Annotated in this window: 19 protein-coding genes; 5 read left to right on the forward strand and 14 right to left on the reverse strand. The window is 32.2% G+C overall.

Annotated features, from left to right (window positions below; genetic code table 11):
• Positions 1-25: 25 nt before the first annotated feature.
• The 3 genes from HZC47_07860 to HZC47_07870 form a co-directional block, all read right to left on the reverse strand.
• Positions 26-736 carry a HEAT repeat domain-containing protein gene (locus HZC47_07860; protein ID MBI5680790.1) on the reverse strand — a complete coding sequence of 237 codons (711 nt, stop codon included), beginning with the start codon at positions 734-736 and terminating at the stop codon, positions 26-28.
• A gap of 85 nt (positions 737-821) precedes the next feature.
• Positions 822-2,831, reverse strand: a complete 2,010-nt coding sequence (gene feoB, locus HZC47_07865) for a ferrous iron transport protein B (protein ID MBI5680791.1) — start codon at positions 2,829-2,831, stop codon at positions 822-824.
• 2 nt (positions 2,832-2,833) lie between these two features.
• Entirely contained in the window at positions 2,834-3,568 is a 735-nt protein-coding gene (locus HZC47_07870) for a DtxR family transcriptional regulator (GenBank protein ID MBI5680792.1), read from the reverse strand.
• A gap of 225 nt (positions 3,569-3,793) precedes the next feature.
• On the opposite strand from HZC47_07870, the gene HZC47_07875 reads away from it, so the two are divergent.
• From HZC47_07875 to HZC47_07885, 3 genes are read left to right on the forward strand one after another with little or no spacing between them, the layout of a single operon-like run.
• Positions 3,794-4,276, forward strand: coding sequence for a hypothetical protein (locus HZC47_07875; GenBank protein ID MBI5680793.1), 483 nt, complete (start codon positions 3,794-3,796; stop codon positions 4,274-4,276).
• A gap of 32 nt (positions 4,277-4,308) precedes the next feature.
• Positions 4,309-5,508, forward strand: coding sequence for a GMC family oxidoreductase (locus HZC47_07880; GenBank protein ID MBI5680794.1), 1,200 nt, complete (start codon positions 4,309-4,311; stop codon positions 5,506-5,508).
• A gap of 15 nt (positions 5,509-5,523) precedes the next feature.
• The gene (locus HZC47_07885) at positions 5,524-5,916 is read left to right on the forward strand and encodes a tautomerase family protein (GenBank protein ID MBI5680795.1); all 393 of its coding nucleotides are present in this window, start codon (positions 5,524-5,526) and stop codon (positions 5,914-5,916) included.
• 146 nt (positions 5,917-6,062) lie between these two features.
• On the opposite strand, the gene HZC47_07890 is transcribed toward HZC47_07885, so the two are convergent.
• From HZC47_07890 to HZC47_07910, 5 genes are all read right to left on the reverse strand, one after another.
• Positions 6,063-6,647 carry an acetate uptake transporter gene (locus tag HZC47_07890; protein ID MBI5680796.1) on the reverse strand — a complete coding sequence of 195 codons (585 nt, stop codon included), beginning with the start codon at positions 6,645-6,647 and terminating at the stop codon, positions 6,063-6,065.
• 27 nt (positions 6,648-6,674) lie between these two features.
• A complete protein-coding gene (gene acs, locus HZC47_07895) occupies positions 6,675-8,579 on the reverse strand; it encodes an acetate--CoA ligase (GenBank protein ID MBI5680797.1) in 1,905 nt (634 codons plus the stop codon).
• A 171-nt stretch (positions 8,580-8,750) separates the two neighbouring features.
• Positions 8,751-9,263, reverse strand: a complete 513-nt coding sequence (locus tag HZC47_07900) for an NUDIX domain-containing protein (GenBank protein ID MBI5680798.1) — start codon at positions 9,261-9,263, stop codon at positions 8,751-8,753.
• Between the two features lie 258 nt (positions 9,264-9,521).
• Positions 9,522-11,147, reverse strand: coding sequence for a TCP-1/cpn60 chaperonin family protein (locus tag HZC47_07905; protein ID MBI5680799.1), 1,626 nt, complete (start codon positions 11,145-11,147; stop codon positions 9,522-9,524).
• 307 nt (positions 11,148-11,454) lie between these two features.
• Positions 11,455-11,976 carry an ATP-dependent zinc protease gene (locus HZC47_07910; GenBank protein MBI5680800.1) on the reverse strand — a complete coding sequence of 174 codons (522 nt, stop codon included), beginning with the start codon at positions 11,974-11,976 and terminating at the stop codon, positions 11,455-11,457.
• A gap of 237 nt (positions 11,977-12,213) precedes the next feature.
• Between HZC47_07910 and HZC47_07915 the strand changes: the two genes are divergently transcribed.
• The gene (locus tag HZC47_07915; GenBank protein MBI5680801.1) at positions 12,214-13,881 is read left to right on the forward strand and encodes a phenylalanine--tRNA ligase subunit beta; all 1,668 of its coding nucleotides are present in this window, start codon (positions 12,214-12,216) and stop codon (positions 13,879-13,881) included.
• Positions 13,882-13,902: 21 nt separating this feature from the next.
• Here the strand turns inward: HZC47_07915 and HZC47_07920 are convergent, their stop codons facing one another.
• The 3 genes from HZC47_07920 to HZC47_07930 all read right to left on the reverse strand — a co-directional run bounded on the left by HZC47_07920 (position 13,903) and on the right by HZC47_07930 (position 16,036).
• Positions 13,903-14,313 (reverse strand): YjbQ family protein, encoded by a 411-nt coding sequence (locus HZC47_07920; protein MBI5680802.1) that lies wholly within the window; start codon positions 14,311-14,313, stop codon positions 13,903-13,905.
• 121 nt (positions 14,314-14,434) lie between these two features.
• Positions 14,435-15,544: a hypothetical protein gene (locus tag HZC47_07925; protein MBI5680803.1), complete on the reverse strand. Its 1,110-nt coding sequence runs from the start codon at positions 15,542-15,544 to the stop codon at positions 14,435-14,437.
• 27 nt (positions 15,545-15,571) lie between these two features.
• Positions 15,572-16,036 carry an aspartate carbamoyltransferase regulatory subunit gene (locus tag HZC47_07930; protein MBI5680804.1) on the reverse strand — a complete coding sequence of 155 codons (465 nt, stop codon included), beginning with the start codon at positions 16,034-16,036 and terminating at the stop codon, positions 15,572-15,574.
• A 201-nt stretch (positions 16,037-16,237) separates the two neighbouring features.
• On the opposite strand from HZC47_07930, the gene HZC47_07935 reads away from it, so the two are divergent.
• Entirely contained in the window at positions 16,238-16,615 is a 378-nt protein-coding gene (locus tag HZC47_07935) for a hypothetical protein (protein ID MBI5680805.1), read from the forward strand.
• A gap of 11 nt (positions 16,616-16,626) precedes the next feature.
• On the opposite strand, the gene HZC47_07940 is transcribed toward HZC47_07935, so the two are convergent.
• The 3 genes from HZC47_07940 to HZC47_07950 all read right to left on the reverse strand — a co-directional run bounded on the left by HZC47_07940 (position 16,627) and on the right by HZC47_07950 (position 19,422).
• The gene (locus HZC47_07940; GenBank protein ID MBI5680806.1) at positions 16,627-17,034 is read right to left on the reverse strand and encodes a PepSY domain-containing protein; all 408 of its coding nucleotides are present in this window, start codon (positions 17,032-17,034) and stop codon (positions 16,627-16,629) included.
• A gap of 334 nt (positions 17,035-17,368) precedes the next feature.
• Complete coding sequence (locus tag HZC47_07945; GenBank protein ID MBI5680807.1) at positions 17,369-18,583, reverse strand: preprotein translocase subunit SecD; 1,215 nt, start codon at positions 18,581-18,583, stop codon at positions 17,369-17,371.
• Positions 18,580-19,422 carry a protein translocase subunit SecF gene (locus tag HZC47_07950; GenBank protein MBI5680808.1) on the reverse strand — a complete coding sequence of 281 codons (843 nt, stop codon included), beginning with the start codon at positions 19,420-19,422 and terminating at the stop codon, positions 18,580-18,582. The genes HZC47_07945 and HZC47_07950 overlap by 4 nt, the downstream gene beginning before the upstream one ends.
• Positions 19,423-19,427: the final 5 nt, after the last annotated feature.

Below are 19,427 nucleotides of genomic sequence, written 5' to 3' on the forward strand. Positions count from 1 at the left end.
AAAAAGATTTATATTATTATTTAGTTTATTTTTTTCCTCTGGATTCTATTTCCTTTAATGCTTCATCAATCTGCAATCTTACATACCATCTTTTATCCTTTAAAGCTTCTTTTAATGGTTCAATAGCTTTCCTACTTCCAATTTTTCCCAGAGCACCTGCTGCGTGTTTTCTAACGCTGACATCATCATTTTTCAATGCTTCAATTAAAGGTTCAACAGCGTCTTCATCACCTATTATTCCTAAAGCCTCTTCTACATGGCTTCTAAAAATAAAGTCATCGTCTTGGAGCAATTCTATCAATGGTTGAACTGCTTTTTTATCTCCAATCTTTCCAAGTGCTAATGCGGCTTCGTTTCGAATTTTTTTATCCTTTAATGCCATAATCAATGGCACTACTGCTCTTTCATCATTTAATCCTCCAAGAGCAGTTGCAGCATGAGATCTTACATACCATTTTTCATCCATTAAAGATTGTATTAAAGGTTTTATAGACCTCTCGTCGGGAATTTTACCAAGAGCTGACGCGGCATTACAACGAATATCACTATTTTTATCATTCAATGCAACGATAAGTGGCTTAACTGCAGCATTATCTTTTATATTACCTAAAGCTCTTTCAGCTTCTATCCTTATGTTTTTGTCTTTGTGTTTTAAAGCTTTGATAATTCCTTTTACATTTCTTTCTCTTTCCATTTTTTCTAAATCCGGTTTGGAAAGACTATCAAAAAATCCCATATTATCCTCCGTTTAAATCCAAAAGATAAATGTATTATATCATTAACTTGGTAGTTCTTACTAAAATAATCTATCGATTTCAAGCTCAATTGAATAGGGGTGTAAGTATTCTAAAAGCGATTCCTCCAATTAGTATTGCTGTAACAAAATTTGCTAAAGTAATCATTCCTGCAGATTTCCATCCAAATTCTTTAGCTAAAACTGCTATTGAGGAAGCACAAGGTAAATAAAGCATTGCTACAAGGGCAAGGACTATAAATTGAACTGGACTTAAAACTAAAGCTAAATTTGTACCAAAAAATGCTACTAACATCAGCAATATGAATTCTTTTCTTATTGCACCGAAAATTAAGAGTACACCTGCAATTACAGGAAGTCCAAGCCAGCCTACAGTTAAAGGTGCTAAAAAATTGCTTATAGGAGTTAATACGCCTAAAATATAAAGTGCCTGTACAAATGCTGTCCCAAATATATAAATTGGCAGTACAAGGTATATTAATGATTTAGTCCGGACCCATGTTTGTTTAGCAATTACTGAAATTGTAGGAACTTTAAATGTATGCATTTCCATTATTAATCCTGTAGTTTCTCCCGGAACTAATTTTAAAGCAATTTTACCTAATAAAAATATGAGTAATAGGTCTATTACATAAAGGGCGATGGCCCACCATACGCTTACAAAAACTGCCACTAAACCAAGAATTACAATAGTTCTAGCAGCACATGGAGCAAATGTAATGGCAAAAGCTGCAAGTAAACGTTCTCTTCGTGTTTCAAGTATTCTGGTACTATCAATTGCAGGCACATTACATCCATAGCCTAAAATTAGAGGGATTAATGCTTTTCCATGAAGACCTATCTTGTGCATTGCACTATCCATCATAAATGCTACTCTGGTTAAAATTCCTGAATTTTCAATAGCGCTAAGCATTAAATAAAAGGGAATCACAAAGGGTATTATAAGAGTTATACCTGCAACTAAACCCCCTACGGCTCCATTCCATAATATACTGACTAATGCGCCACTTATTTGTGGATCTACTGGTTGAAAAAATCCAAATGCTTGTGTAAGTAAGCTTGAAAAGAAATTTCCAACAACAAATGTCCACATGAGCAATCCACCTATTACCAGGGCGGCTATTACATAACCAAAGACTCTATCTGTTGCTAATTTATCCAGTCTCTCTGAAAATGAAATTTTAATATCTTTTTGAACCTGTGCACCACCAGCTATGATATTAGAAATAGCATATCGCTCTGATGCAATTACAGAAAAAGACGGTTCATTATGAATTTCCTCAATTTCCCTTGCAAGATTATAAGATGTCCGTATTACTTCTTCTGATTTCTTTTCAACCATTTTTTTTATTTCAGGGTCGTTTTCAAGTAATTTAATTGCAATCCATCTATGAGGATACCCTAAATCTATTTTTTTTGATTCAATTAGATTTTTTAATTTAGATATTCTGTTTTCTACCTCAGCACCGTATTCTATTATAGATTCTTTGGGTTTACTTGAAGCAAAAGTAGTAGCTGTTTCCATTAGTTTATGTAGGCCTTCCCCTCTAACAGCTACGGTGGATATTACTGGAACTCCCAGTGCTGCTTGTAACTTTTCAGTGTCAATAACAATTCCTTTTTGTTTTGCTATATCAATTTGATTAACACAAACGATTAATGGGACTTCCATTTCCTTTAATTGCATGGTAAAGAAAAGATTTCTTTCTAATACGGCTGCATCCACGACATTGATTACAATATCTGGTTTTTCAAAGGCTATGTATTCTCTTGATACAATTTCTTCCATTGAAAACGTTGAAAAAGAGTAAATTCCAGGTAAATCAATGACATCAATATCATAACCTTCAAAACATAATTTTCCCTCTGCTCTTTCAATTGTTTTACCTGGCCAGTTTCCCACAATTTGATTTGAGCCTGTAAGTTCATTAAAAATAACACTTTTACCTACATTGGCATTTCCCGCAAGTGCAATAGTTAAATGATTACGAGATTTATTTTTTCCATGTTCTTGCTTATACTTATGTTTTTTACCATCCCATAATATTCTAGAGGAATTATCAGGGGATTCAACCAAAATCAGCACCTCTCTTCATCAATAGCTTCAACAAAAACGTTTGATGCTATATCATGTCCAATTGCAAGTTTAGATCCTCTAACTGCAACTTCTACAGGGCCTCCCAGAGGAGCTACTTTAATTACATTTATAATAGCACCCATGGTGATTCCCATGTCTAAAAGCCTTCTAATTATCTTATAATCGCCGCGTATAAAGCTTACTTTGCCTTTTTTATCTTTTTTAAGTTCAAGTATTGGAATTAAGTTTTCATTTCGTTTTCCAACTTCTTCTATATCATCTTCTTTTCGTTTTAGGCATTCTTCACAGCTTGTAAATTTTAAGTCACATTCCGGAATTACGCTATCGCCTGGACATTTATTGGGATGCTCTAAAAGATGACATAATGCTCTTTCAGCATCATCAGATAAAGAATGTTCCATTTCACATGCTTGTTCATGGATTTTATGTTTTTTGATTTTTAAAACATCACATAAAAACCTTTCAAGTAATCTATGTTTTCTAGTTACTTTTTTTGCTATTTTAAGACCTTCCTCTGTTAATACTGCACCTTTGTAGGGTGAATATGTTACATAACCTTTTTTTGATAGTTTTTTTAGCATTTGGGTAACACTTGCTGGTGCAATTTCTAATTTTTCTGAAATCTGGGAAGTTGTAACCATTTTTCCCTTAGGGCTAAGTTTGTATATCACTTCAAGGTATTCTTCCACATTTTCGCTTAGTTCTTTTCCAGACATTTAGGTTCACCTAATCTCACTATGTATTATACTTAACATACAGTTTATATATATTTTTTGGTAAGCCTAAAAATTTACTTAAAAATATAAATAATATTTTAAAATAGAAATACTCATAAAATGAAAATAAATGACATTATTTATGGAATTTTCCTAAATCATGCGAAATAGATATAAACCAGCTAAAGAATAATGATATTAGTCAATTTTAAGGATGTAAATAATATGGATAGATTTAGTGCAAATAGTGCAATCATAATAAACGTTATACTGGGATATATCCTGTTGTACATTCTTGGAATAAGCGGAGCATATTCTGTAATCATAGTAGGATTTCTTGCCACTTATTTAACTGTATCCACGGAGAGAAGCTATAAAGTGGGCGGAGTTGCAGGAGGCATATTAGGATTCATGGTTTTTATATTTGGTTTTTTTATGCCTTCCCTTCCATATACTCTTAACAGTTTATCGAGTTCTCAGACGATATCGTTGCAATTAAATGGTATATTTAATTTAATGCTAGCATTTATTTTATTTATGATTATATGTGTTTTATTTGGATTGATTGGGGGAAAAATAGCTCAAAAAATCTTAAAAAAGGAACCTAAAAAATCAAATAAAACAAAATATCATACCCGCAATAGAATGAACTCCAAAAACTCTAAAAATAAAAGACCAAGTAGAACTTTAAAAAGGAATTATAAATAAAAATCGATCTTAATTATTTATGAGGTTTTTAAATGAAAGCAATAATTGTTGGATCAGGTGCAGGAGGAGGAACTGTTGCAAAGGAACTTGCTAAATCTGGAATTTCAGTCACAGTAATCGAAAAAGGCCCTATTACTCACATTAAGAAAGCATATACACATTATAATATATTAAATGTGGGAACTGAGGTATCACAAACTGTCTGTGTTGGTGGTACTACGCTTGTAACAGTAGGAAATGCGGTTAGAACATGTGAAGAACTTTTTAAAAATCTAGGAATCGATTTAAGTAGTGAATTTGATGAAATAGACGCAGAATTATGTGTAAAAACACTTCCGGACTCTCATTTTGGAGATGGGACAAAAAAAATAATGGAATCTGCTAAATCCCTTGGTTTTGAAATTGAAAAAATGCCAAAGTTCATAGATCCAAGTTTATGCAAACCATGCGGTAAATGTGCATTTGGATGTTCAAATGATGCAAAATGGACCAGTATGGAATTTATAGAAGAAGCAGAGAAATATGGTGCAAATATTGTAGAAAATACTCCTGTTACAAATATAATCGTTTCGGGTGGAGAAGTTAAAGGCGTAAAAAGCGAAGATAAAATATTTGAGGCAGATATTGTAGTTATATCGGCTGGTGCAATAGAAACACCACGATTACTGCAAAAAATAGGTATAAATGCCGGAGAAAACCTTTTTGTAGATACATTTGTTACTGTTGGCGGAATGTTGAAAAAAATAAAGTTTAATAAGGAATTACCGATGAACGCCCTTATAAAATTCGATGATTTTATTATAGGTCCTCATTTTTCAGAAGTTTTAGTAAATAAACTTCAAAAATTTAAAGCTCGAAAAAAAGATGTTTTAGGATTGATGATCAAGATAAAAGACGAACCTTCTGGCAGAGTCACTCAAAACGAGGTAATTAAATTCAATACTGCAGAAGATGTTGCTCTTTTAGCGGAAGGCTCAGCAATTGCAGGTTCTATATTAGTTGAAGCTGGAGTAGATCCAAAAACACTTGTATCTACTCATGCAAGAGGAGCTCATCCTGGTGGAACGGCCGCAATTGGAGATGTAGTGGATAAAAACCTTCAAACAGAGATTGAATCTCTTTATGTAGCTGATGCAAGCGTATTTCCTGAAGCTCCAGGTGCGCCACCTGTACTTACTATTATTGCTTTGGCTAAAAGGCTTGCTAAGCATATTGTTAATGAAAAACAATGATTAGAGAGATAAAAAATGCCATTGGTTAAAATAGAAATTAGAAAAGGAAAATCAGCTGAACATAAAAAAGCAATACTTGATGGAGTTCATGATGCACTTGTAAAATCAATTAAAATACCTGATCATGACCGGTTTCAAAGGCTCTATGAACTGAATAATGAAAACTTTGAATCTCCACCTAATAAAACAGATAATGTAACCTTAATTGAGATTACAATGTTTAAGGGTAGAACTATGAGTGCTAAAAAGGATCTTTATAAAGCAATTGTTGATAACTTAGCCAAAAATCCAGGTATTGATGGAGATGACATAGTAATAATCTTAATAGAACCTCCTTTAGAAAATTGGGGAATTAGAGGTGGAAAACCTGCTAATGAAGTTGATTTAGGGTTTAATATAAATGTTTAATTATCTAATTTAAAACTAAAAATTTATAGACCATCTTCACTCCATTTAATAAAATCAAGTTGAGTTCATTAGATGGCATTAATACCATTTATTAGAGACGTAGAGGCGGTTTACGAATTAATAAATAAGTAAATTTAAATTTAGTTTTATATTGGTAAAACTTTTCGCCCGTAGACTTCGTTTATAACTTCTGCAAGTCCAACATATATTGCACTGGCTCCTGTTAATATTCCTTCATAACCAGCGATAGTTTTTATTGCTAAACTTCCAGTTATGTCTCCTATGGCTAATAGGAAAAACAGTATTGTCAATGTCGCGAATACGACTTGTAATCCACGGTTAAGTTTTAAAGTTCCAACAAACATTCCTAATGTGAATATTCCCCACATGATTAAGTATGCGGCCATTGCCATTGGATCAGTTTTATCTGCAAGACCTAATTTTGGCAGTATAAGTAGTAACACTAAAGACCACCAGAAAAGTCCAAATGAACCAAATGCAACTGTTGCAAATGTATTGCCTTTTTTGTATTCCATGGCACATGCAATTACTTGAGCTGTTCCCCCATATGCTATTCCCATTGCTAATATCATACTGTTTACGGGGAAAAACCCTGCATTAGCAAAATTTAACAGGACTGTTGTCAGTCCAAATGCTATAAGTCCCAAAGGTGCAGGATTAGCCGTCATATCCCTTATTATTACTGATCCATCCTCATTTTTTTCAGTCATTATTATACCTCATATTTCAATTTTTATTTATTCTTCAAGTGTTGATGTATCTCCTATTTCTTCTCCTCTTTCTCTTGCTCTTAATATTCTCCTCATTATTTTTCCTGAACGTGTTTTTGGAAGTGATTCAACCTGTGTAATTTCACCTAAAACAGCTACAGGCCCTAATTCATATCTTATGTGCTTTTTTAATTCTTCAATTAGCTTAGTTTTAAGTTTATTGCCTTCTTTCAATATTAAGAATGCTTTGATTACTTCTCCTTTTATGGGATCAGCTTTTCCTATAACTGCAGCTTCTACCACTGCAGGGTGGCTTACAAATGCAGATTCAACTTCAGAAGTTCCTATTCTATGACCTGCTATTTTTAGTACATCATCTGATCTTCCCTGAATCCAGAAGTAACCGTCTTCATCTTTTCTTACAATATCTCCTGCCCTATATACGCATTTAGGGAATTCTTTCCAGTAAACATCGACAAATCTCTCTTCATCTTCATATAGGGTCCTAAACATTGCTGGCCATGGTTTTTTAATTGCTAAATACCCTCCTTTTCCGAGTGGCACTGGATTACCGTCACTATCTACTACATCAGCATCTATTCCTGGCAATGGTTTTGTGGCTGATCCTGGTTTTAGTGGAGAGGATGGTATTGGTGAAATCATGTGCATTCCTGTTTCTGTCTGCCACCAAGTATCCATAATTGGACAGTTTTCTTGACCTACATTTTTATAATACCATATCCATGCCTCTGGATTTATTGGTTCTCCTACAGTTCCCAATATTTTCAAAGATGAAAGGTTATACATATTTGGATATTTATTTCCAAACCTCATCAAATGCCTTATGGCTGTTGGAGCTGTGTAAAACTTAGTAACTCCATATTTTTCTACTATTTGCCACCATATTCCCGGATTTGGGTAATCTGGAGCTCCTTCATATACAACGGTTGTTGAACCTAGAAGAAGGGGGCCGTAGAGCACATAACTGTGTCCTGTAATCCATCCAATGTCTGCTGTACACCACCAAAGGTCTCCATCATGTATATCAAAAACGTTTTTTAGTGTTGTAGCCACTCCTACCATGTATCCGGCAGTTGTATGTAAAACTCCTTTAGGTTTTCCTGTACTTCCTGAAGTATATAATATAAATAAAGGATCTTCTGCATCCATTTGTTCGGCTTCAAATTCTGCTGGCTCTCCTTCTATAATTCTTTCATAGAATATTTCTTTTCCACTTAAATCAGACATTTCTATGGGAATATCTGTATGTTTTACAACTATCACTGTTTCAACTGTAGGGCATTGTAATATTGCTTCGTCTGAAATTTTCTTTAAATCAATGATTTTACCTCTTCTATAAGTACCGTCTGCAGTAATAAGGATTTTTGCTCTAGCATCATTTATTCTTTCCACAAATGCACCTACACTTAAGCCAGAATAGACAACACTGTGAATTGCACCTATTTTTGTGCATGCAAGTAATGTAATTATTAGTTCTGGACACATTGGAAGGTAAGTTGATACTTTATCTCCTTTTTTAACCCCTAAATTTTTAAGGGCATTTGATAATTTGTTTACTTCCCTATATAACTCGTAATAGGTGATTTTTTTTTCATCACCTCGTTCGTTTACATATAAAATTGCCACTTGATTTCTTTTATCAGTATGAATCCATCTATCAACTGCATTGTAAGCTAAATTAATTTTACCTCCAACAAACCATTTATAAAAGGGTTTATTGCTTTCATCAAGTATTTTATCCCATTTTTTAAACCATACGAATTGCTCTGCCTTTTCAGCCCAGTATTTCTCAATATCCTTTCCTTTTTCAAGTTCTGCTTCCCAATTTTTTATATGGGCTCTTTCAACTACTTCTTTATTCGGCTTAAAGATTCTTTTTTCTTCTAACAAGACATCTGTATCGTATGTCATTTTATTTCCACCGTTTTTTTACCTTTTATCTAACTATGCTAATTGCTTAGTTCTTTTTAATATATATATTTTACTATTATTAATCATTATAAATAATTATTAATCATTATAAATTAATTTTTTCCAATGGACTGTGGTAAAAAAAGATTGTTTAAAAATGAAAAAAAATATTTAGTGTTTACCTAAAATTTTATCCATAGATGATTTAATAGAACCCTTCAAAGGATTTAAAATAGTTTCAGATGTTCCTTTATCACCATTATCCTCATCAGAATTATAATTAGGATTTATTTGCCTTAAAACAAAATCTTCAAGCCAATCCGCAAGTTCATAATGCTGAAGGTCTTCAAAAAATACCCATGCGTAACCTTCATGTTCTGGACTTATAGTAAGTTCACCTTCTACTGCTTTACCTGACATTACAATGTGAATAGCTCTTATGAATGGTAAATTCTGCTGGCAAACCCCAACAACATGATCTAAGGCAACTTTTAGCTTTGTTTCTTCATATACTTCCCTTATAAGTGCATGGTCAAAAGATTCGCCCTGGTCTACTTTTCCTCCAGGAAGCTCCCATTTCCCAGAATTAGTTTTAGAATCAGTAGATCTCTTTAAAATTAGGATTTTACCATCGTCATCAGTTAATAAAATCCTCACTGCCAGACCAAAAACATATTCTATCATTTAATCGCTTCCTAATATTTGTTTTAATATTAATTTTCAGTTTAAATATATCTATCTATAAATAGGCAAGATAAAATGAAAAAAGTAGCTTTTGATTGAATGGAAAATAAATTAAAAAAAATAAAAAGAAATTAAAGGCTTCAGCCTTTAAATGCTCGAAAATCTTTCAAAATTCTACGAATTTTGATGCCACGAAAATTTTAAATTTTCGTATGCTTTGATTTTCGGCATACAAAAATTCTATGAATTTTTGCAGGGTTACATCATTGGAGGCATTCCACCAGGCATACCGCCCATACCTTCCATATCAGGAGCACCAGTGCCTGTTGATGCGATAACGTCATCAATACGGAGTATCATTTCTGTTGCTTCTGCAGCAGATTGAATAGCCTGCTTTTTAACTCTTTGAGGCTCAATAACACCAGCTTGGTACATGTCCACGACTTCTCCTTCAAATACATTTAATCCCATGTATAATGATTTTTCGTGAGCTGATCTTAAATCTACAATAGCATCAATGCTGTCAAGTCCAGCATTTTCTGCAAGTGTCCTTGGAACAACTTCTAATGCTTCAGCAAATGCTGTAATTGCTAATTGTTCTCTTCCACTTATAGTATCAGCATACTCTTTTAATCCCTTAGATATTGCTATTTCAGGTGATCCTCCACCAGCTACAACACTTTTATCCTCTACTGTTGCTGCAACTACACCTATTGCGTCGTCTACTGCTCTTTCGATTTCTTCTGCAACGTGTTTTGTGCTTCCTCTTAAAATTAATGAAACAGCTTTTGGGTCTTTACAGTCTTCTATGAAAGTTAATATTTCATCAAATATTTTCTTTTCATATACAAGGCCTGCTTCTCCTAAATCTTCTGGTTTAAGGTCGTCTATGTTTGTAACAACATTAGCGTTGGTTGCTTTTTCAAGTCTGCTCATGTCAGATTTTTTAACCCTTTTAATTGCATAAATACCATTTCTGGTTAAATAGTGTTGTGCAAGGTCGTCTATACCTTTTTGACAGAATAAGACAGTAGCTCCAGATTCTATAATCTTGTCTACCATGTCTTTTATCATTTGCTCTTCATTTTCAATGAATGCTTGCATTTGTGCCGGGTCGGTTAAACTGATTTTTGCATCGGTTTCAAGGTCTTTTACTTCAATTGGATATTTAATGAGAGCTATTTTAGCGTTTTCTATTTGTTTTGGCATTCCAGGGTCTGCTCTGCTTTTATCAACAACTATGCCATTTACAATTTGTGATTCAGCTACTGATTCTCCTGAAATTCTTTGGATGTTTATGTTATCAGTGTCAACTTCTCCATCTTCTTCAACCTGCATAACTGCATCTACAACAAGTTCTGCAAGAGGTTCTCTTGCTTTTTCTGAACCTTTACCAGTCATTGCAGTCATTGCGACTTTTATGAGAGTGTCACGGTCATCAGCATCAAATGCTATAAGGTTTAATATTTCTTGAGCTTTTTCTGCTGCTTGTCTGTAACCCATTGAAACAATTGTAGGATGAATATCCATATCAAGTAGTTCTTCGGCTTTTTTGAGTAATTCACCAGCTATAATGACTGCTGTTGTTGTTCCGTCTCCTACTTCGTCTTCCTGGGTTTTTGCAACTTCAACAAGCATTTTTGCTGCTGGGTGTTCAATATCCATTTCTTTAAGGATTGTTACACCATCGTTAGTTACTACAATGTCTCCAAGTCCATCGACGAGCATTTTGTCCATTCCTTTTGGACCTAATGTTGTTCTAATGGTTTCAGCAAGGAGTTTTCCTGCCATAATATTCATTCTTTGAGCGTCTCTTCCTAATAATCTATCAGTACCTTCTGGAAATATTAATATTGGTTGGCCATTGCCACCTAATTGTGCCATATAATCACCTCAATTTTTTTTTAAAATTGTGGTTCAGAAATGCTATGCATTTCTTCAACCTCTATAATCTGTGTATTTTATCAGTGGGTTAGAGGTTCTATAAATACTTTTCGAGAGACATATTTTTTAAATTAGTTTTTATCATAAATTTAGGTAATAAAAATATCTTTTTGGGTAAACTAAGCCTCAATTCATAAATTTTGGTTGTATATTTAGTTAATATATCTATATTTTAGAAATTAAGTTATTATAACTCCTTTAGGTTAAATTTTATTTTAAAAAAAGCTAAAATAAGATATTTAAAGCATTATTCTTCTAGTTCATATTCAAATTCAAAAATTGAATCTCCAGTGGATTCATTACTTGATAAATGTTCCATTTCATGGGAAATACCATATGCATTTGTGCCAGTGAACCTAAAAGGTCCTTTAATCTTTTTTAATGTAATTTTTTTATCCATAGGATTCATTGAAGCGTTTAATGCATATTCTGCATCAATTACAACCCCATATGGTCTTTTAACAATTTCTCTTTCCTTTTTATTCCCACATTTTTCCATCCTGTAAACTGAACCATTTTGACTTATTATATGAGGGTTATAAAACAAAAACATGTTTTCTAAAGTATATCCTAACATTTTTTCTTCATCAAAACGTGTAATTTTTTCTTTTACAGCCATTACTTTTGTTGAATTCATTTTAAGACTCCAATCTCCTCCAAATTTTATAGAAAATATAAGGGGAAGAAAGAGATCATAAGGAATATTAAGACGTTCAATTATTTCTTTTTCCTTTAAACTAAATGATAACTGCTTTTTAAAATCATCAATTTCACTTATGTTAACACCTTCTTTACTAACCTATTGAATCTATTTAATTATTTAAATAATAAAACCTATACAAATTCATATAATGATTTATGGAATAAAATATAACTAAAACAAATTTCAAGTTTATATATTAAATTAATCAGTTAAAACAATTTTTACTTATCATAAATTGAGGTTGAGAAAAATCGTAGATTTTTCGAACCACAAAATTTTAATAAAAATTTTGAGGATGACAATATGCCAGTTATAACATTTGATTATGAAGACCTTTATGAATTATTAGGAATGGAAATTCCAAAAGAAAAGTTAATAGAACTTCTACCTATGATTGGAAGTGATATTGATGATTATGATGATAAACAGGTTAAAGTAGAATTTTTCCCTAACAGACCTGATTATTTGAGTGTTGAAGGAGTTGCAAGAACACTTAAAGGCTTTTTAAACCTTGAAAAAGGCTTGCCAGAATATAATATTGAAACATCTAAAATAAATGTTGAAGTAGACTCCAATTTAGAAAATATAAGGCCATATATTGCTTTTGGTATTGTAGAGAGTGTTGATTTAACTGGAAATAAGTTAAAACAAATCATGGAATTTCAGGAAGACCTTCACTGGGTTTTAGGGAGAGATAGAAAAAAAGTAGCTATTGGAATTCATAATTTAGATGTGATTGAGCCTCCTTTCTTTTATAAAGCAGCGGACCCAAACAAAGAGTCATTTGTACCTCTTGAATGTCTTCAGGAGATGACTTTAAAGGAAATACTTCAAGAACATGGAAAAGGAGTTAAATATGCTCATTTAATTAATGGATTTGATAAATATCCACTTATTGTTGATTCTAATGATAATGTGCTTTCAATGCCCCCTATAATTAATGGGGAACTCACTAAACTCACTGAAGATACTAAAAATGTATTGGTTGATGTAACTGGTACTGATGAAAAAGCTGTTAATTACACTCTTAATATTATTATGGCCTCATTTGCTGAAGCTGGTGGTAAATTAAAATCTTTAAACGTAGTTTACAATAATAGAAATGTCCAAACTCCTAATTTTATGCCAAAGAAAAAAGAAGTAAACATTAAAAATGCAGAAAAACTTATTGGAATTGATTTAACTGCTTTTGATGTTGCAAATTATCTTAGTAAAGTTAGAATTGGAGCTGAAATTGAGACTCAGGATATAATTCAGGCCATTATTCCTGCATACAGAGTAGATATTTTACATGAAGTTGATGTAATAGAAAACATAGCCATAGGTTACTGTTTTAAGAAATTAGAACCAGAATTACCTGAAATTGCAACTATAGCCCGTGCAAATAAGAAAGAAACATTTGATAATCTTTTAAGGGAAATAATGACTGGAATGGGATTTTTAGAGACAATGAGCCTCATGTTAACCAGTGAAAAACAGCATTACAAAAATATGAAACTTCGAGAAGATGAAAGGGTTACTGTAGCCCAACCAATATCTGTTGATAGAACCATGCTTAGAAAAAATCTTTTACAAGGTTTAATGGAATTTTTAGAGGATAATAAACATGAAGAACTTCCACAAAAGATTTTTGAACTGGGTAATGTAGTATTTTTAGATGATACCTCTGAAACTTGCACTCGTGATGTTAAAAAGTTAGCTGGAGCTGTAACTCATTCTAATGCAAATTTTACTGAAATTAAATCCTTTGTTGATGCATTATTTGTAAATATTGGGCTCAAGATGGAAGTTGAACCATTTCAACATCCTTCATTTATAAAAGGCAGATGTGCTAAGGTTAGAGGAATAAATAACTGGAAATCTGCTGATTTAAATGTTAATGGATTTTTTGGAGAAGTTAATCCTGAAGTAATAACTAATTTCAACTTAGAATATCCTATTATTGCATTTGAACTTGAATTTAATTTGTAACTTGAATTATTTCTTATTTTTTTATTTTCCAATAATTGTGAGCACAAATTTCCTGTTTCTTGGACCATCTAATTCCACAAAAAACACTCTCTGCCATGTTCCTAAGCTTAATCTATTATTTTCTATAGGAATTGATTCACTACTGCCTATAAAAAATGTTCTTATATGTGAATCTGCATTGTTATCAATTAAATCATGCCCATAATTCTTATTTTCTGGAATTAAATTTTCAAGTGCATTTTTAAAATCTTTGATCAATCGTGATTCATTTTCATTTATCACAATTCCTGCTGTTGAATGCATAGCAAAAATATTAACAATCCCCTCTTTTATTTTGCACGTAGCAAGAATATCATCAATATCCTTTGTGATATCTATAATTTCAACCCTATCTTTTGATCCTTTAGTTAATTCGTATTTCAATATCTCCATAGGAACACCTTTTAAACTAATATTCAACATTATATTCATTTTCCGGCTAAATATAATTTTTTTTGAATAGATAATTATCAAGAAAAACCTTAAAACTTAATTTACAATCTTTTTAAGTTATTTAGCCAAATATCTGATAAAATACACTTGTTAAATACTTAGTTATAACATCGAAAGGTTCATAAGCACTATTCATGAACGTGTATTTAGGAAATGTCATATTCTTTTTGCTTGTGTGGTCATAGGTTAATTTTGCAAATAAATAATCTAAATCAGCTTTTCTTAATTTTTTTCCATCAACATTAATTGAATCAGGAACAGTTTTATTAGATTCCATATATTTATAAACCGCCTTTCCAACATCCCTGTATTCATTTATTGTAAGAACTCCAAAATAAGTGCTTTCCCCTGAATTAGCACTGTTTTGGAAATCTAAAGTTGCATTTTTTAGTGGATAACCACTTACATATTGGGATATTAAATACATCCATTTAGAATATCCTATTTTAGGATTTTTTCCATTCAATACATCTTGAGAACTTGGTGCCAGTTCTGTAGGATTCATTTGGTGAATACCTACAAGTAAAGAATTATAGCCAGAATTTAAAAACTTTTTATTGGAAGAATACGCTACATTAACCAGGCCCTTAGCAATTTTATTTATTTCTTCCTGTTGTGATGATGTTCCAACATTAGGCTGTATTAAATCAATCCCTGCACTATCTAAAAAAGATGCTGGAGAATATAAACCTGCAAAATATGGACTTGAATAATTATCATCATAGGACCTTGGAATATAACTAATATTTTCTAAATCAACACTACCATAATTTATAAACACAATTGCATCTAATTTTTGAGCTTCTGATTTTAAATAACCATTTTTAACCCCGATTACAAGATCAAACATGGATCCTGGATCTGCAGCTGCGATATATGCTGCAGTTCCATTAGGAGCATTTTTTACAGCCCGAGGTGCTTCTCCAGGATTTGGTGAATTTGGGTCAATAATAACATTTGCAGAGCTAGATATTGCATTTTTAATTCTTTTAAGCATCTCTTTATCCGTACTTTCTGAAATAAAATTATCGCTACTAATATAAATTGTTGGAATGTTGATTGCTGAATAACTACTTGTGGCGTTATTTGAAGCAGCACTAAAAACCATACTGGCTGATGCTCCTAAAATGAAAATAATAAAAATTAAAAATAATATTAAAGCTTTTTGCATTAAAACACCTTAGAAATAAAACAATAATTAAAATTGAGCCTCGATTTCGCTTTCTTCCATAATTCGCTCACAATAATAACACCTTAAAATAACTGGTTTCTTTTCAATTACTAAAAATTTAGTATTAACAGGCTCATCTGTATTGGTTATGCAGTTAGGGTTTGGACATTTAAATATTCCACTTATCTTGTTCATTAAATGGACTTTTCCCTTGTCTACAAGTTTATAATCCCTAATTATGTTTATTGTTGCATAAGGAGCTATCAATGCTATTTTATCCACTTCTTTAGATGCCAGTTCCCTTCCCTCTATTTTAACTATGTCTTTACTTCCCATTTGAGATGATAAAACATTCATTGCAATGGTCACTGTATTTTTCTGGTTAGGTAGATCAAGTATTTTAAGAACACTTAACGCTCTGTTTGCAGTTATATGATCTATTACCGTACCATTCCTTATTGGTTTTACTTTAAGTTTTATTGGTGTTTTCATATTATACCTGCAAATTATTTTTTTTATATTAATATTTAGTCTTAATCATCTTATAAAAATAGTACTTACTTTTTTATAAATTTTGGTTTAAAAACAATGAAAATGAACAAAAATATATTTTAATGGCATAATAATGTTATGTAATCAACTTAAGGCAACATTTTAAAAAATAATTATAACTCATATATAAAAGGTGTTTTAATGGATTCTAATGAAAATAATGAAATTAAAGACTTTTTTAGTTTAATCTGTCCAGAATGTGGTGTTGGAAATCCAAAAGATGCCGAAAATTGTCTTGTATGTGATAAAGACCTTAAAAATACAGTTATGTTTTTAGAGGATGATTCCTTTGACATTGAAATTACAAATGAATATTTAATTGAATATAGAAAAAAATTCTGGGGAACAGATAGAACTGGTAAAGTTACGAAATATGAACTCTCTAAAATTGAAAAAGTTGAATTTGGAGAACCAATTTCCCGGTTCATATTTTACTACAATGAAAAAAGAGTTGTTTTCCCATTAAAAGAAGAAAATATGGGAAAAATTAAAAATTATTTTTTAAAAAAAGGCCCTTAAATCTGTTTAAATTATATTTGGCCCTCTCCTAAATTCGCACCAGTTTGTGCATCTATAACAACTCCACTAACAATTTTACCGTTTTGTATAACTGGTATATCCCACACTAATTTTCCATCAGGCAATTTACTTAGAGTAGGGTTTCCAGGATATGCACCAGGCTCATTTATAAACTGCAAAGAAATTTCTTTTGCATGTTCAGAGGATATATTGGTCTTAATATTATTATTTACTTGTGTATTGTTGACGGAAGTGATATTAGTTTGGTTTTGAGGTGTTGTTTGAGTATTATTTGGATTTGTTATATTCTGAGTGGTGTTATTTCCTGTATTTATATTAGAACCTTGTAAAGAATATACATACAAACCAACGCCAGCTAAAATAATAACTGCAATTATTGCTATAATTCCTTTATTCAATTTTTCACCCCAATAAATTAATCAATAAATCTTTTCTATATTTATTTTTTACATTATATTATAAAAAAATTTGGATAAATGAAATTAACTTATCTTTTTGATGATTCACTCTTTTTTCTATCTTTAAAAGAAACCTTAAATATTTAAAAATAAAAAAGAGAAAAAAATGTAAATTTTTTACATCGCCCTAAAATCTGTCAAAATCGAAGATTTCGTGCCACAAAACCTCCGGTTTTGTTGGCTTCGATTTTATGGACCCTCAAACACTTCGTGTTTGGGGCATCAAAAAACTTTGTTTTTTGAAAGCCCAAAAAATCAAAGATTTTTGAGGGTTTTATTCTTTTACAACAAATCTTTCAATGAATTTAGCATATACTGGTCTTGTTATAAATATTCCTATAAGTACACCAAGAATTGTAGTAAATGCAAACCCTGAAAGTATTCCTATTCCCGAGGAACCTCTTGAAAATCCTATATACAATAATGGAAGCATGGCAGCAATTAATGTAGCTGCTGAAGCATAGATTATGAAGAACGCACCTTTCATTTTAATATTAAGTCCTGCTCTTCTTCTCTTGGACACTTTTCCCTTTTTAAGGACCTCATCAGTTATAATTATCTGGTCATCTACTCCCGTACCTATAGCTGCAATAATACCTGCAATTGCAGCTAAGTCTATATTCCAATGTATTATAGAAGCTGCTCCTAAGATAAGGATAAGTTCCGCCACACTTGTAAAGATTATAGGAATTACAAGTATGGGGGTCCTATATCTAGCAAATATAATAACTGAAATCACAATTAATGCCAGTAAACCTGCAATTAAAGCCCCATTTAAGAATTGATTTCCAAGCTCTGGAGATACACTGCTTATTCCCACAATTTGAACTTTTACAGGTAACGCACCTGATTGTAAAACAGCTTGAATTCCTTTTGATTCAGTTAAAGATTCCTCTCTAGTATTATTATTACCTTCAATTACTACATCAGTTGTAGGTACTCCATTTGCAACATTTTCTCCCACTTCAGGCGAAGTTATAAGTCTATCATCCAGATACATGTCAACAGGGGTTCCTGCTTTGCCTTTTGCAGCTTGTGCAAATTTATTAGCCCCTTCAACAGATATTGTAAACGGAACAACCCATTTAGTTCCAGTTACTTCTGGAGTTTTTACTGTTACTATATCTGTACCTGTAAGAACAGTTTTATTATCTATTTTTGCTTCAAATTTACCTGGTGTTCCAACAATACCTGCCACCTGATCAGGTTTAACTCCAGCTATTTCAACAATTACATCCTGATTTCCACTGGCCATTACCTTAACATCTTTAACACCGAATGTGTTTAAACGTTTGTCTAAAACTGTTGTAACCTTGTTCATCGTGTCTTTATCAACTGGAGTTTCCAGATGTATTTGAATTGTAGAACCTCCCTTCAAATCCAGTCCTTGTTGTATACCATATGTTGAAATTACAGCTATACTTCCAATTAAAAGGACAATAAGCAAGATTACACGATAATCCTTTAAAAAGTCCATAATGTTACTCATCTGCGACCACTCTCCATGTACCATCTGAGTATTCCAAGATTCATAAGCCATGTAGCTAAAACATCAGCTATAAGTCCGATTATTAAAACTGCAGCAATGTTAGACAGTGCCTCTGCTGAAGGTATGAAAAATACTGTAACAATATATAAAGCTGCCATTGCACCTATAGCTGCTGCAGCCATTGTAAGTCCTGTTTTCATGGCATCTAATGCTCTTTCTGTAATAGTTCCTTCTCTACGCTTCAATACACGTGTTGTTAACAAAATATCTGTGTCTACACTGTATCCAATAAGAAGCAGCAAAGCACCTACTGATGCCAGTGAAAGAGGTATTCCAAATAACGACATTCCAGCGGCAGCAATTATAATATCTGATAAAGCCGCCAGAATAACCGCCATTGAAGGCACAAAGTTCCGGAATATTATAAATACTGTAATAGACATGAATAAAAATGCAATTGCTAAAGCCCAATAAACCTGATTTAATGCCTGAGCACTTAAAACTGGACCAATAGATCTATAACTTGCTATAGTAGCCGTTCCATTCATGATTTTTGTAAATTGTATTACATCAACTGATCCACCCATTGTAAGTGCAGCTGTAGTGCTGTTAATAGAGTTAACTTTAATTTCAGTTATATTAAGCCCATTTTTTACCAGATTTTCTATCTGGGGTTGATCTAGGGGTTTTTGAAGATTTATTGTTGTTATAGTTCCTCCCTTTAAATCAACTCCCTGATTTAAACCATTAAATGCTAAAATTCCCACCGCAATCAATGTAATGATAATGGGAATTGCTATTAATGGTTTATATGATTCAATAATCTTTTCTAATTTCATTAGAC

The organism is Methanobacterium sp., assembly GCA_016222945.1.
Classification (GTDB): domain Archaea; phylum Methanobacteriota; class Methanobacteria; order Methanobacteriales; family Methanobacteriaceae; genus Methanobacterium_D.

What these genes read in the sequence shown, in the direction of transcription:
- HZC47_07860 (MBI5680790.1), bottom strand. Translation starts at nt 736, where the DNA reads ATGGGATTTTTTGATAGTCTTTCCAAACCGGATTTAGAAAAAATGGAA.
- HZC47_07870 (MBI5680792.1), bottom strand. Translation starts at nt 3,568, where the DNA reads ATGTCTGGAAAAGAACTAAGCGAAAATGTGGAAGAATACCTTGAAGTG.
- HZC47_07875 (MBI5680793.1), top strand. Translation starts at nt 3,794, where the DNA reads ATGGATAGATTTAGTGCAAATAGTGCAATCATAATAAACGTTATACTG.
- HZC47_07880 (MBI5680794.1), top strand. Translation starts at nt 4,309, where the DNA reads ATGAAAGCAATAATTGTTGGATCAGGTGCAGGAGGAGGAACTGTTGCA.
- HZC47_07885 (MBI5680795.1), top strand. Translation starts at nt 5,524, where the DNA reads ATGCCATTGGTTAAAATAGAAATTAGAAAAGGAAAATCAGCTGAACAT.
- HZC47_07890 (MBI5680796.1), bottom strand. Translation starts at nt 6,647, where the DNA reads ATGACTGAAAAAAATGAGGATGGATCAGTAATAATAAGGGATATGACG.
- acs (MBI5680797.1), bottom strand. Translation starts at nt 8,579, where the DNA reads ATGACATACGATACAGATGTCTTGTTAGAAGAAAAAAGAATCTTTAAG.
- HZC47_07900 (MBI5680798.1), bottom strand. Translation starts at nt 9,263, where the DNA reads ATGATAGAATATGTTTTTGGTCTGGCAGTGAGGATTTTATTAACTGAT.
- HZC47_07905 (MBI5680799.1), bottom strand. Translation starts at nt 11,147, where the DNA reads ATGGCACAATTAGGTGGCAATGGCCAACCAATATTAATATTTCCAGAA.
- HZC47_07915 (MBI5680801.1), top strand. Translation starts at nt 12,214, where the DNA reads ATGCCAGTTATAACATTTGATTATGAAGACCTTTATGAATTATTAGGA.
- HZC47_07920 (MBI5680802.1), bottom strand. Translation starts at nt 14,313, where the DNA reads ATGGAGATATTGAAATACGAATTAACTAAAGGATCAAAAGATAGGGTT.
- HZC47_07925 (MBI5680803.1), bottom strand. Translation starts at nt 15,544, where the DNA reads ATGCAAAAAGCTTTAATATTATTTTTAATTTTTATTATTTTCATTTTA.
- HZC47_07930 (MBI5680804.1), bottom strand. Translation starts at nt 16,036, where the DNA reads ATGAAAACACCAATAAAACTTAAAGTAAAACCAATAAGGAATGGTACG.
- HZC47_07935 (MBI5680805.1), top strand. Translation starts at nt 16,238, where the DNA reads ATGGATTCTAATGAAAATAATGAAATTAAAGACTTTTTTAGTTTAATC.
- HZC47_07945 (MBI5680807.1), bottom strand. Translation starts at nt 18,583, where the DNA reads ATGAGTAACATTATGGACTTTTTAAAGGATTATCGTGTAATCTTGCTT.
- HZC47_07950 (MBI5680808.1), bottom strand. Translation starts at nt 19,422, where the DNA reads ATGAAATTAGAAAAGATTATTGAATCATATAAACCATTAATAGCAATT.